Annotated in this window: 13 protein-coding genes; 10 read left to right on the forward strand and 3 right to left on the reverse strand. The window is 60.7% G+C overall.

Annotation, left to right across the window (positions count from 1 at the left end):
* Positions 1-10 precede the first annotated feature (10 nt).
* On the reverse strand, positions 11-1,429 hold the full coding sequence (locus LPB73_RS24650) for a TAXI family TRAP transporter solute-binding subunit (RefSeq protein WP_089266522.1): 1,419 nt from the start codon (positions 1,427-1,429) through the stop codon (positions 11-13).
* 200 nt (positions 1,430-1,629) lie between these two features.
* Between LPB73_RS24650 and LPB73_RS24655 the strand changes: the two genes are divergently transcribed.
* Together LPB73_RS24655 and LPB73_RS24660 are read left to right on the forward strand one after the other, a co-directional pair.
* Complete coding sequence (locus tag LPB73_RS24655) at positions 1,630-1,953, forward strand: 4a-hydroxytetrahydrobiopterin dehydratase (RefSeq protein ID WP_256461208.1); 324 nt, start codon at positions 1,630-1,632, stop codon at positions 1,951-1,953.
* Positions 1,954-2,034: 81 nt separating this feature from the next.
* On the forward strand, positions 2,035-2,418 hold the full coding sequence (locus tag LPB73_RS24660; protein WP_231078525.1) for a YkvA family protein: 384 nt from the start codon (positions 2,035-2,037) through the stop codon (positions 2,416-2,418).
* Positions 2,419-2,439: 21 nt separating this feature from the next.
* On the opposite strand, the gene LPB73_RS24665 is transcribed toward LPB73_RS24660, so the two are convergent.
* Positions 2,440-3,414, reverse strand: a complete 975-nt coding sequence (locus tag LPB73_RS24665) for an NADPH:quinone oxidoreductase family protein (RefSeq protein WP_231078526.1) — start codon at positions 3,412-3,414, stop codon at positions 2,440-2,442.
* 119 nt (positions 3,415-3,533) lie between these two features.
* Between LPB73_RS24665 and LPB73_RS24670 the strand changes: the two genes are divergently transcribed.
* The 7 genes from LPB73_RS24670 (at position 3,534) to argG (ending at position 10,203) form a co-directional block, all read left to right on the forward strand.
* Positions 3,534-4,373, forward strand: a complete 840-nt coding sequence (locus LPB73_RS24670) for an SDR family oxidoreductase (RefSeq protein WP_231078527.1) — start codon at positions 3,534-3,536, stop codon at positions 4,371-4,373.
* Positions 4,374-4,575: 202 nt separating this feature from the next.
* On the forward strand, positions 4,576-5,193 hold the full coding sequence (locus LPB73_RS24675) for an invasion associated locus B family protein (RefSeq protein WP_176454685.1): 618 nt from the start codon (positions 4,576-4,578) through the stop codon (positions 5,191-5,193).
* A gap of 203 nt (positions 5,194-5,396) precedes the next feature.
* On the forward strand, positions 5,397-6,575 hold the full coding sequence (gene rlmN / locus LPB73_RS24680) for a 23S rRNA (adenine(2503)-C(2))-methyltransferase RlmN (protein ID WP_089266898.1): 1,179 nt from the start codon (positions 5,397-5,399) through the stop codon (positions 6,573-6,575).
* Between the two features lie 7 nt (positions 6,576-6,582).
* Entirely contained in the window at positions 6,583-7,542 is a 960-nt protein-coding gene (locus tag LPB73_RS24685) for a DUF2971 domain-containing protein (RefSeq protein WP_231078528.1), read from the forward strand.
* Position 7,543: 1 nt separating this feature from the next.
* Entirely contained in the window at positions 7,544-8,020 is a 477-nt protein-coding gene (locus LPB73_RS24690; RefSeq protein WP_231078529.1) for a hypothetical protein, read from the forward strand.
* 45 nt (positions 8,021-8,065) lie between these two features.
* Positions 8,066-8,869, forward strand: coding sequence for a phosphatase PAP2 family protein (locus tag LPB73_RS24695; protein ID WP_231078530.1), 804 nt, complete (start codon positions 8,066-8,068; stop codon positions 8,867-8,869).
* The gene (argG, locus tag LPB73_RS24700) at positions 8,866-10,203 is read left to right on the forward strand and encodes an argininosuccinate synthase (RefSeq protein WP_231078531.1); all 1,338 of its coding nucleotides are present in this window, start codon (positions 8,866-8,868) and stop codon (positions 10,201-10,203) included. Before LPB73_RS24695 ends, argG begins: the two co-directional genes overlap by 4 nt.
* An 85-nt stretch (positions 10,204-10,288) precedes the next feature.
* Here the strand turns inward: argG and LPB73_RS24705 are convergent, their stop codons facing one another.
* The gene (locus LPB73_RS24705) at positions 10,289-10,951 is read right to left on the reverse strand and encodes an O-methyltransferase (protein WP_231078532.1); all 663 of its coding nucleotides are present in this window, start codon (positions 10,949-10,951) and stop codon (positions 10,289-10,291) included.
* Positions 10,952-11,041: 90 nt separating this feature from the next.
* On the opposite strand from LPB73_RS24705, the gene LPB73_RS24710 reads away from it, so the two are divergent.
* Positions 11,042-11,680 (forward strand): TetR family transcriptional regulator, encoded by a 639-nt coding sequence (locus LPB73_RS24710; RefSeq protein WP_231078533.1) that lies wholly within the window; start codon positions 11,042-11,044, stop codon positions 11,678-11,680.
* Positions 11,681-11,786: the final 106 nt, after the last annotated feature.

Consider the following 11,786-nt stretch of genomic DNA (forward strand, 5'->3'; position numbering starts at 1 on the left):
ACGAAAGACTCTAGACCGCCAGCGGCCGCGGCGGCTGACGCAATTGCTCCGGCGGATTCATCGGCTCCGGCGGGATCATGCCGATCAGCGCCTTGCGGTCGGCGACGGCGTTGTGGAATTGCTCGAGCGCAATATTGAAGGCTGTCAGCGTGCCTTCCTCAATGGCACCATGCTCGTAGCAATTCAGCGTATGACGCAGAATATCGTCGGCTTCCGCCTGCATCGTATCGAGCTCTTCGAGGGACTCGCTCTTGCGCGCGGCGGCAATCATGTCGAGCAGACGATCGCGCTCTGACACATTCACGTTGCGCTCATCCTTCTTCAGATAGCTGGCGAACCAGGCGCCGATCGAGCCCATCGCCGAGAGCCCCATCAGGCTCCACCAGATGTAATCGCTGTAGCGATCGAGGAAGGTCTTTTCTTCGCCATCCACATAGGCGGCCGCGCCGGGATGCACGGGGATCACCGCATCCTTATCGGTATCCGGCGTCTCGATCTTCGCCGCCAGCGGGAAGTCATTGATGATCTGCTGACGGATCGCAAACAGCTGCCGCGTGAAGGCGGCGATGGTCACATCCGACAGGCTCTGCCGTGCCACGATGTGATGCGAAAAGCTGATGGTCTTGACGTCATCGTCCGGCCGCGCCGGCGCGCCGCCGAAGGCGCCTGCAGGAATTTCCGATGATTCATACATCGGGAAATTCTGCGCGATGGCTTCAGCCGAATCGATCGCGAGGAAGGTCGGCGTGCCATCGCGGCTCGAGGCCTGGATCGCATCATTGGTGATCTTGCTGTTCACGGGACCGGCCGCGATGAACGCATCGACCTTCTGGTCCTTCACCGCTTCGGCCACTTCGGTGGTCGAGAACTGCACGATGGTGACCTTGGCCGGATCGACGCCGTATTGCCGCAGGATGATGTTCAGCAGGTTGACGTTGGCCTGCGTCTTGCCGATCACGCCGACACGGCGGCCAGCGAGCTGCGAGAATTTGGTGATCTTCGGCCCGGACTTCTTGCCCTTGGCGGCCGGCGGCACCCAGATCACAGCGACGTTCTTGCGCAGCGTGGCGACCGCGCGCGCATTCTTCGGCACTTCCAGATCGCCGCGGATGATCGCGAGATCGGCCTTGCCATCAGCAAGCGCCTTGGCGCTGGCAGTGGCACCTTCGGTGAGGATCGGTCGCAGCCGGACTGTATAGTGATCGCGCGAGAACGATTGCACCAGCGCCTGCACCACCTTGACGTCGTCGCTGTTCGGCGGACCGACGGCGATCCGCAGCGGTACCGGCTTCATGGCGAAGTAGTAAGCGCCAGCCACGGCAGCAACGATCGCCAGAGTCCCGGCCAGCGTAATCAGCGTCATCTTGCGCCGGATCGACCGCGGTGACGGCGGCCCTATCGGCCCGATAACATCGGGACCGTCTGCCATGGATCTGGAAAACAATCGCTTCAAATTCATCTGCGCCAAATGGGTTCGAGCGACAATGTAGCAAAGTTTCAGGTCGACGCGCCGTTCCACCGGCAGCATGGTTACCGGCGCGATTGGTTACTTTCCTGCATGCGCGGCATTTGCTGCCTTATTGTGGCATGGATCCCAACTGTGTCACCGGGCGTTAGAGTAAAGTTCAAGTGAAGCAGGAGGTTGGCATGGTGGAACGACTCTCGGCCGAGGCCCGCAAGGCGGCGCTCAAGGAGCTCTCGGGCTGGAGCGAGGTTTCCGGGCGCGATGCCATCGCCCGGACCTTTACGTTCAAGGATTTCAACGAGGCCTTCGGTTTCATGGCGCGGGTCGCTCTGGTCGCCGAGAAGAGCGACCACCATCCGGAATGGCGCAATGTTTACAAGACAGTGGAGGTAGTACTGTCCACCCACGACGCCGATGGCGTCACCAAGCGCGACGTCGATCTGGCCAGGGCCATGAATACCATCGCCGGGCAACTCGGCCACTCCTGAGCGTTGCTGAATGTTGCGACGCCGGAGCCGGATCACCATTTACCGGAAAGGCTGCAAACTCCAGCCGTGAGGACATTGCCGATGGCAACCGACCACAGCGTGGGCTTCGAGCCAGCCGATGAACTGGCCAAAGACCGCGAAAGCGTACGCAAGCAGTTCTGGCACAAGCTCAAGCGACTGGCGGTCAAGCTGCCTTTCGCCGAAGATTTGCTGGCGGCTTACTACTGCGCCTTCGACCGGCAGACACCGCGCCATGTCCAGGCGGCGCTGCTCGGCGCCATCGCGTATTTCGTGCTGCCATTCGATTTCGTGCCGGACATGCTGCCCGTTCTGGGATTCACTGATGATGCCGCGGTGCTGGCCACCGCCTTGCGCATGGTGGCGAGCCACATCAACGCGGACCACCGCGAAGCCGCCAGAGCGGCCATCGCACGTGGATTGGCGAAGGGTGAAACGGACGCGTAATCCGCGTCCGCCTCATTCAGTTTATGGATGAAGGATCACTTTGCCCATGGCCTGACGGCCCGCCAGTACCTTCAACGCATCGGCTGTCTTGGCTAATGGGAAAGTCTTGTCGACATGGGATGAGATCTTCCCTTCGGCGGCCCACTTCACCAGCTTTTCCAGGTTAGCGCGGTTCTTTTCGGGATTCTGCCGTACCCAGGCGCCCCAGAACACGCCGCGGATGTCGCAGCCCTTCAGCAGCGCTAGATTAAGCGGCATCTTCGGAATGTCGCCGGCAGCGAAGCCGATCACCAGGAAGCGGCCCTCCCAGGCGATGGCACGCAGCGATGCTTCGGCATATTTGCCGCCCACCGGATCGAAGATGATGTCGACACCCTTGCCGTCCGTCAGCTTCTTCAGACCTTCCTTCAGATCTTCGGTCGCGTAGTTCAGGCCAATATCCGCGCCGTGCTTCTTGGCGAATTCCAGCTTCTCGTCCGACGATGCGCAGGCGATGACCTTGAGACCCAAGAGCTTGCCGAGTTCGCAGGCCGCGAGCCCAGTGCCGCCCGCGGCGCCGAGCACGGCCAGCGTCTCGCCGGGCTTCGGGCTGGCGCGGTCTTCCAGCGCATGCAGCGCCGTGCCGTAAGTGATGATCACGCCGGCAGCGCGATCGAAATCGAGATTGTCGGGAATCTTCACGGCGGATGCCGCAGGCACCGCGATCTTTTCACGGGCGCCATTGTGGCCCACAGATGCGACCACACGGTCACCAACCTTGAGGCCGGTCACGCCGCTGCCGATGCTCTCGATCACACCAGCGACTTCCGCAGCCGGCGAGAACGGGAACGGCGGCTTGATCTGGTATTTGCCCTGGATCATCAGGATGTCGAAGAAATTCAGCGCCGCCGCCTTGATGGCGATAACGACCTGACCGTCACCGGCAACGGGATCATCGATATCGGCGAGAGCGAGATCATCGGGTTCGCAGAATTGCGAGCAGAGAATGGCTTTCATCTGATCATCTGACCTTCGGCTTGAGACAGTTGAAGGGAGTCATGCCGGATTTGACGGCGCGCTACAATCTGATTCGAGAAAAGGTAATTCCGCCACGCGGCCAACCGAGGAACCGTCCCATGTTCGAAACAACGCTGCTCGCCAACAAGCGCATTCTGGTCACCGGCGGCGGTTCCGGCCTCGGTGCGTCCATGAGTCGCCGCTTTGCGGAGCTGGGTGCCGAGCTCATCATCTGCGGTCGCCGACTTGAACAGCTCGAACAAACTGCAGCACAACTGCGTACCGACTTCAGCGCCAAGGTCAGCACCTTCACCTGCGACATTCGTGACGCAGCGGCGGTCGAGGCGATGATGGAGACAATCTGGCGCGACGGGCCACTCGACGTCCTCGTCAACAATGCCGCGGCCACCTTCATCGCACAGAGCGAGCACCTCTCTGCCCGCGCCGCCGATGCGATCCTCGCACCGACGCTGCACGGCGCCATGTATTGCACCCTTGAAGCCGGACGACGCTGGATCGCAGGACACCACAAGGGCGTCGTGCTGAGCATCCTCTCGACATCCACGATCACCGGGCGCGCCTTCACGGTGCCATCGGCGATGGCCAAATCTGGAATCCTTGCAATGACGAAGTCGCTCGCGGTGGAGTGGGGACCCAGAGGCATCCGCACCGTCGCGATCGCGCCCGGCCCGTTCCCCACCACCGGCGCGACCGGGCAGCTGCGGCCCGAGGGACGCGACAGCGGCCCTGCGGCGCAGAACCCGCTCGGCCGCGTCGGCGAACACAGCGAGCTCGCAAATCTCGCAAGCTTCCTGATTTCCGATCAGGCCGGCTATATCAATGGCGAGATGGTGGTGCAGGATGGGGGCGCACACCTGCGCGCATCTGGCGCAGAGGATCTGCTGCAGTGGAGCGATGCGCAGTGGGCAGCGCAGCGTGCGGCGCGTGCAAAAAACTGAGCAGAAAACTGAGGATGACTCCTGCGCCGTCAGCGCGCAGCAAGGCAAGGACTGCTATCCTTGCGGGAGTCGCGTCTGCCTTTTCAAGAAAGCGATTTGCGGATATGGCAGACATCGTGACGTCAGCGATTCCAGATCGTCTTGGTAAAGCCGTCTTGTTGCGAGCCATCTTCCAGTCACAATGATAGAGGATCGAGACTTGATGTCCGTGCGGCGATTCCTGACAGTTGTGTCGATGAGTATAGCGATGGTCGGTATCTCCGATCTTGCGCAGGCGCAGAGCGCTGCATCGAAAGGCAAGGCCGCCGCACCGAAGGCAGCGCCCACACCGGCAAAGCCAGCAGCCGCGGCGCCTGCTGCAGCGGGTGGCGCCGAGCCCACGCTGGTCGGACAGTTCGGCTCGTGGGGCGCCTACACCGCGACACCGAACGGCAAGAAAGTCTGCTTTGCTCTGGCCAAGCCGGCGTCGTCAAAGACCAATCCGGCGAACCGCCCGCGCGATCCCGCTTACGCCTTCGTCTCGACCCGCCCGGCCGAGAAGGTGACCAACGAAGTCTCGATCATGATCGGCTATCAGTTGAAGCCGGGCTCCGAGTCCACGCTGGAAGTCGGCGGCGCGCGCTATGCGATGTATACGCAGGGCGACGGGCTCTGGATCAAGAATGCCGCCGAAGAAGAGCGCATGGTGGAAGCCCTGCGCAAGGCGGCCGACGTGACCGTGAAGGGCGTCTCCGCCAAGGGCACCGAGACCACCGACACGTTTTCGCTGAAGGGCCTGGCCCAGGCGCTGGACCGGCTGGCGCAGGATTGCCGGCGGTAATTGCCGCCAAACACCGGCTAAATCCTTGTCGCCGTTAATATTGCCGCATTTCGCGCCTTTTCATTCGGGCGCGAAAAGCTTATTTGAGGTCGGCCTGTTTAAGGCCTGATTTCCCGCGACATCATAGATCGAACGCCATGACCCCCGTTTCAGCCGAGGCCGGCTCCGCCATCGACGCTTCCCGCGCATTGCCCGCGGGCGAGATGCCGCTGGAGAAGATCGCCACCGAGACCTATGTGCCACTGGCCAAGCCGTCGCTGATCGGCCTGTCGCGCACGGAAATCGCGGAAAAGCTCGGTTCCATCGGCGTGGCGCCGGCCCAGCGCAAGATGCGGACGCAACAGATCTGGCACTGGATGTATGTCCGGGGCGTCCAGACCTTCGCCGAAATGTCCAGTATTTCCAAAGGCATGCGCGAAGACCTCGAGAAGCATTTCACGGTGGCACGGCCCGAGGTCGTGGTCGAGCAGATCTCCAATGACGGCACCCGGAAATGGCTGCTGCGGCTGCCTTCAGGTACCGCCGGCGAGAAGGCCCACGAGGTCGAGTGCGTCTATATCCCCGAAACCGACCGCGGCACGCTCTGCGTCTCGTCGCAGGTCGGCTGCACCCTGAACTGCTCGTTCTGCCACACCGGTACCCAGCGGCTGGTGCGCAACCTGACGGCCGGCGAAATCGTCGGCCAGATCATGGTTGCCCGCGACCGCCTCAACGACTGGGCCGACAGGGAAACGCCAGACGGCAACCGCCGCGTCACCAATATCGTGATGATGGGCATGGGCGAGCCGCTCTACAATTTCGATGCGGTGCGCGACGCGCTGCTGATCGTGTCGGACAATGAAGGCATCGGCATTTCGCGACGGCGTATCACTTTGTCGACCTCCGGCGTGGTGCCGAACATCAAGCGCACCGGCGACGAGATCGGCGTCATGCTGGCGATCTCGCTGCATGCGGTGCGCGATGAACTCCGCAACGAGCTGGTGCCGCTGAACAAGAAATATCCGCTCGAACAACTGATGCAGGCCTGCCGCGATTATCCCGGCGCGTCCAACGCACGGCGCATCACCTTCGAATATGTGATGCTGAAAGGCGTCAACGACTCGCTCGAGGACGCCAAGCTGCTGGTCAAGATGCTCAAGGGCATCCATGCCAAGATCAATCTGATCCCGTTCAATCCGTGGCCCGGCACGCGCTACGAATGTTCCGACTGGGACCAGATCGAAAAGTTCTCCGAATATATCTTCAATGCCGGCTATTCCTCGCCGGTGCGCACGCCACGCGGCCGCGACATTCTCGCCGCTTGCGGCCAGTTGAAGTCGGAGACCGAGAAACTGTCGGCGCGCGAGCGTCAGGCTTTGCGCGCGATGGCGATGACGGACTGATGAAACGATGGCGTCGATCTTTCACTATACCGACGCCTCTGGTTTGACGGGGATACTTCAATCGAAGTCTCTGTTCGCGACACATTACCGCTGCCTCAATGACCTAACCGAAGCTGCAATCATTCGAGACCTCATACGACCGATTTTGGAGGTCGAAATTGCAGACATCACTCCGAAGCTCGTCAAGCGCGGTCTGCTAAAAAAAGAATTCTATGATGAGTATGGACGCGCCGGTCACGCGACCCAAGCGGATGCCATGCTAAATTCAATCGAGACCGTCATCGATCGAATAAGTCCTTTCTTCATAATATCGTTCTGCAGACATTCCTCCGAGAGCGACGATTTCAGGCACGGCCTGCTCAGCCAATGGCGCGGCTATTCAGACGGAGGGGGATTTGCAATCGAATTCGATGAAAGCGGCATAGACATCGCTATGAATGCCGAGAACGACAGATATGTTTACGGAGCGTCCAAGACGGCGGATGTGCTCTACAGCGACTTTGAGAAACTGTTCGACCCTAAGAAATTTCATGGCGTAGCGGGCGCGATGATCGCGCGGCTATTCGGGAAAGCTGACATTAGTGATATCACGGGGCGAAAGAACATAGATGAAGCGGTTCGAGATTTTATTCATATAGCACCGTTTCTGAAGCATCGCGGGTTCTGCGAGGAACGCGAATATCGAATGGTTCTTGCCCCAGTGCGAACGAAGCGAGTTACGTTAGAGCCAAAATTTAAGGGCATCGCGAAGCCAATCCGCTTTAGAGCTAGGAGAGGTGCGGTCGTGCCTTATTTGGAAGTCACGGAATTTAATAATACTCTGCCCATTAAGGCCGTCATCGTAGGACCTCATCCGAACCAAAAGATGCAGCAAGACGCATTGGAAATGTTGTTTGAGGCGACAGGCCTTGATGCCGAGATCCGTTTGTCTGAGATCCCCTTTCTTTCTACCCGAGTGTCGGGCTGATATGGCGCTGATCGGCCGCCTGTTCGTCATCTTTCTCGGCTTCTGCGCCGCCTGTCTCGTCGGCGGCGCGATCGTGGTGTTCTCGATCCTGTTTCCGGAACTCAGCGCACTCGATACCGGCGTCATCGATCCAAACACGATCAACATCCTGCTGGGCTTCGGCTTCATCTTCATCAGCGGCTTTGCGCTGATCCCGGCGATGCTCGTCGTCCTCATTACTGAGGCTTTCTACATTCGCAGCGTCATCGTCTATGCGCTCGGCGGCGCGGCGGTCGGGCTCGCCTGCTATCTCGGCCTGATCCCCTATGACCCTGCCACGATGAGTTTCGACGGCATTGTGCGGAGGCATCTCGAAGTCATGACCGGCGCGGGCATCATCGCTGGGCTGATCTACTGGGTGATCGCTGGCCGCAACGCCGGCGCCTGGCGGCAGCCACGGCGCGCGCCTCCGCAGCCCGATGTCGCGGCCGGCCCATAATGCGCTGCCTTTCCTTCAACTCCTGCCTCGGTTAAACCGCCCGCCATGAACCGGACCGGACTCCTCATCGCGCTTGGGCTGTTTGCCGTCATTGCCATTGTCTTCGGAGTCTGGCCCGAACTCGACCTTAAGCTCGGAGCGCTGTTTTACGATCCCGAAACGAGGCGCTTCCCTACGACTGCGCTGCCCTACGCGCAGTTCGCCCGCGATGCAGCGATGTGGATTGCCTGGGCTTTCGTCGCCCCCTCGATCCTCGCCCTGATCGTGAAGCTGATCTGGCCCAACCGACCGCTGCTGGTGAAGGGCCGCACCGTGGCCTTCCTGATCCTCACCATGCTGATGTCGGCCGGGGTCCTGACCAATCTGACCTTCAAGACCTTCTGGGGTCGGCCGCGGCCGGTAATGGTCTCGGAATTCAATGGTCCCTGGCAGTTCAAGGCCTGGTGGGATCCGACCGGCCAATGCGGGCGCAATTGCTCGTTCTTCTCGGGCGAGGGCGCCACGGCGTTCTGGACCTACGCCCCCGCCGCGCTCGCGCCGCCGTCGGTGCGGCCCTATGCCTATGTGGCAGCGACGGTGTTCGGCATCGCCACCTCGGGCTGGCGGATGGCCTTCGGCGGCCACTTCTTTACCGACGTGACCATCGCCGGCCTCGTCTCATTCCTGGTCATCTGGTTGATTCACGGATGGATTTACCGCTGGCCCTCGACCCGGAAGACCGACGAGGAGATTGATGCTGCGTTGACGCGCTTTGCCTGGCCGGGCTATCGCTGGCGGCAGAAATTGCGCGGTCGCGAGGTCGGTCCCGCACCCAATTCAACCGAAATTGCCCGATTGGACGTTCGATGACTACGATCCTGAAGAGCCTGCCCAAGGGCAAAAATGTCGGCATCGCCTTCTCCGGCGGCCTCGACACGTCAGCTGCGCTGCTGTGGATGAAGCAGAAGGGCGCCAAGGTCTTCGCCTATACCGCCAATCTCGGGCAGCCTGACGAAGCCGACTACGACGAGATTCCGCGCAAGGCCATGGAGTTTGGCGCCGAGAAAGCGCGCCTCGTGGATTGCCGCACGCAGCTGGTCCACGAAGGTATCGCCGCCATTCAATCCGGCGCGTTCCACGTCTCGACCGGCGGCATCGCTTACTTCAACACCACGCCGCTCGGGCGCGCCGTGACCGGCACGATGCTGGTCTCGGCCATGAAGGAAGACGGCGTCAATATCTGGGGCGATGGCTCGACCTATAAGGGCAACGATATCGAGCGGTTCTACCGCTACGGATTGCTGACCAATCCGGAGCTGAAGATCTACAAGCCCTGGCTCGACGATCAATTCATCGACGAACTGGGCGGCCGCGCCGAAATGTCGGCCTTCATGACCGCCCACGGCTTCGCCTACAAGATGAGCGCCGAGAAGGCGTATTCGACCGATAGCAATCTGCTCGGCGCGACGCATGAGGCCAAGGATCTCGAACAGCTCGACAGCGGCATCAAGATCGTCAACCCGATCATGGGCGTTCCGTTCTGGCGCGACGATTGCGCCGTCAAGGCGGAGAAGGTCGTGGTGCGGTTCGTCGATGGCCAGCCCGTTGCGCTGAACGGTCAGACCTTCTCCGATCCTGTCGCGCTGTTCCTCGAGGCCAATGTCATCGGCGGCCGCCATGGCCTCGGCATGAGCGACCAGATCGAGAACCGGATCATCGAGGCCAAGAGCCGCGGCATCTATGAAGCGCCAGGCATGGCGCTGCTGCACATCGCCTATGAGCGTCTTGTCACCGGCATCCACAACGAAGACACCATCGAGCAGTATCGCATGAGCGGCATGAAGCTCGGGCGGCTGCTCTATCAGGGCCGCTGGTTCGATTCCCAGGCCTTGATGCTGCGCGAGACGGCGCAGCGCTGGGTCGCGCGCGCGATCACCGGCGAAGTGACGCTCGAACTGCGCCGCGGCAATGACTACTCGATCCTGAACACCGAGAGCCCCAACCTGACCTACGCGCCGGAGCGGCTCAGCATGGAGAAGGTCGAGGATGCGCCGTTTACGCCAGCCGACCGCATCGGCCAGCTCACCATGCGCAATCTCGACATCACCGATACCCGCGCCAAGCTGGATCTCTATGCGAAGACGGGTCTGCTATCGGCCGGTGAGGGTTCGAACATTCCGAAGCTGGACAACGACAAGAACTGACGACCGTGGCGTTGTGACGCGTAGGATGGGTTGAGCGTAAGCAAAACCCATCCTACTCTCGCGTCTAGGTCTGGCACCTTCATCGCTACGCGCGCATCGACAGTTCGACGTCATTACCGAACGGGACCGACAGGTAGCCGTTCGCGGGATCGCGGACATAAGCGAGATAATCAGGGCTGTAATCCGCATTATCAGCGATGACGAAAGCGCCGGGCTGGAGACGGCTTTCGACGATCGCAAGCACTTCCGGATAGAGCGCCTTGGCGCCATCGAGCAGCAGCAGATCAATCTTATCGGGCAGATCGGCACGCAATGTCTGCAACGCATCGCCTTCACGGAATTCAACGAGATCGATCAGGCCGCCTTCGGCGAGATTCTGCCGCGCGATGACGATCTTCGAGGGTTCGAATTCGCTCGTGATCAGGCGGCCTCCGCCGTTGTCGTTCAGTGCTGCCGCCATATGCAGCGTCGAGATCCCGAATGACGTGCCAAATTCGACGATTGATCGAGCACTGGTCGATCGCGCCAGCATGTAAAGCAGCGCACCGGTCGCGGGCGACACGGCAAGCGGGACGTCCCTGAACCGGCTGTACAGATCGACATAGTCGGTCTTGCTCTGCATCATCCGCTGCCGATCGTCCTCAGACAGGTCGGCGACGGCCTGGCTGGTGCGGGACCGTGCGGCATCCGCTTCTTCAAACAGACGCTTGAGAAGGGGGCCGACGGGATCCGTCGTGAGTGTGGTCATGATATTTCCTGCAAAAGAGACGCTTGATTGCGTCCTCCTGCAAATACGAATATTTATTCGCATTCGCTAATCGCATTGCGGAGGCCGTAGATGGCCCGGCGTACAAGTCCTTCGATTCATTCGAGAAAGCAGCCGCAACAGGCTCGCTCCGAAGAGCTGGTCAGCGCCATTCTCGAAGCTGCTATTCAGGTTTTGGCGAAAGAAGGATTTCACCGCTTCACCACCGCACGCGTGGCGGAGAAGGCCGGTGTCAGCGTCGGATCGCTGTATCAATACTTCCCGAACAAGGCGTCGATCCTGTTTCGTTTGCAGAGCGACGAATGGCGAGACACCAACGACATGCTCCGCCAGATTCTGGAGGATGAAAGTGCATCGCCATCTGCGCGTCTTCGCAAACTGGTCCATGCCTTCATCAAATCGGAATGCGACGAAGCCGACATTCGCCATGCGCTCGATGGCGCGGCGCCGCTCTATCGGGATGCTCCGGAATCCCGCAAGGCCAAAGCGGCAGGACGACGCACATTCGCGTCCTTCATCGCGCATGCACTGCCAGCGGCGACCGAGGAGAGGAGATCGCTCGTCGTCGATGTCATCACCTCGACCTTGAGCGGAGTAGGAAAGGACTTTTCCATCCGCCCGCGATCAGCGGCCGAGATCGAATTTTTTGCGCAAGGCCTGGCAGATATGCTTTGCAGTTATCTTGAGAGCTCCGCGAACTATGAGACCTAGCATTTTGGCCTCCGTTCCGTTGGCACGGCCGCACGTCACCTGCCAGTCATCCAACTGTCGTAATGCAGGCCAGCGCCCTAAGCCGGGCGCCTCAGGGGGAATATTC

The organism is Tardiphaga sp. 37S4, assembly GCF_021044645.1.
In the GTDB taxonomy this organism is placed as follows: domain Bacteria; phylum Pseudomonadota; class Alphaproteobacteria; order Rhizobiales; family Xanthobacteraceae; genus Tardiphaga; species Tardiphaga robiniae.

What these genes read in the sequence shown, in the direction of transcription:
- LPB73_RS24695 (WP_231078530.1), top strand. Translation starts at nt 8,066, where the DNA reads ATGAACCGGACCGGACTCCTCATCGCGCTTGGGCTGTTTGCCGTCATT.
- LPB73_RS24685 (WP_231078528.1), top strand. Translation starts at nt 6,583, where the DNA reads ATGGCGTCGATCTTTCACTATACCGACGCCTCTGGTTTGACGGGGATA.
- LPB73_RS24675 (WP_176454685.1), top strand. Translation starts at nt 4,576, where the DNA reads ATGTCCGTGCGGCGATTCCTGACAGTTGTGTCGATGAGTATAGCGATG.
- LPB73_RS24660 (WP_231078525.1), top strand. Translation starts at nt 2,035, where the DNA reads ATGGCAACCGACCACAGCGTGGGCTTCGAGCCAGCCGATGAACTGGCC.
- LPB73_RS24690 (WP_231078529.1), top strand. Translation starts at nt 7,544, where the DNA reads ATGGCGCTGATCGGCCGCCTGTTCGTCATCTTTCTCGGCTTCTGCGCC.
- LPB73_RS24710 (WP_231078533.1), top strand. Translation starts at nt 11,042, where the DNA reads ATGGCCCGGCGTACAAGTCCTTCGATTCATTCGAGAAAGCAGCCGCAA.
- rlmN (WP_089266898.1), top strand. Translation starts at nt 5,397, where the DNA reads ATGCCGCTGGAGAAGATCGCCACCGAGACCTATGTGCCACTGGCCAAG.
- LPB73_RS24650 (WP_089266522.1), bottom strand. Translation starts at nt 1,429, where the DNA reads ATGGCAGACGGTCCCGATGTTATCGGGCCGATAGGGCCGCCGTCACCG.
- LPB73_RS24705 (WP_231078532.1), bottom strand. Translation starts at nt 10,951, where the DNA reads ATGACCACACTCACGACGGATCCCGTCGGCCCCCTTCTCAAGCGTCTG.
- LPB73_RS24665 (WP_231078526.1), bottom strand. Translation starts at nt 3,414, where the DNA reads ATGAAAGCCATTCTCTGCTCGCAATTCTGCGAACCCGATGATCTCGCT.
- argG (WP_231078531.1), top strand. Translation starts at nt 8,866, where the DNA reads ATGACTACGATCCTGAAGAGCCTGCCCAAGGGCAAAAATGTCGGCATC.
- LPB73_RS24670 (WP_231078527.1), top strand. Translation starts at nt 3,534, where the DNA reads ATGTTCGAAACAACGCTGCTCGCCAACAAGCGCATTCTGGTCACCGGC.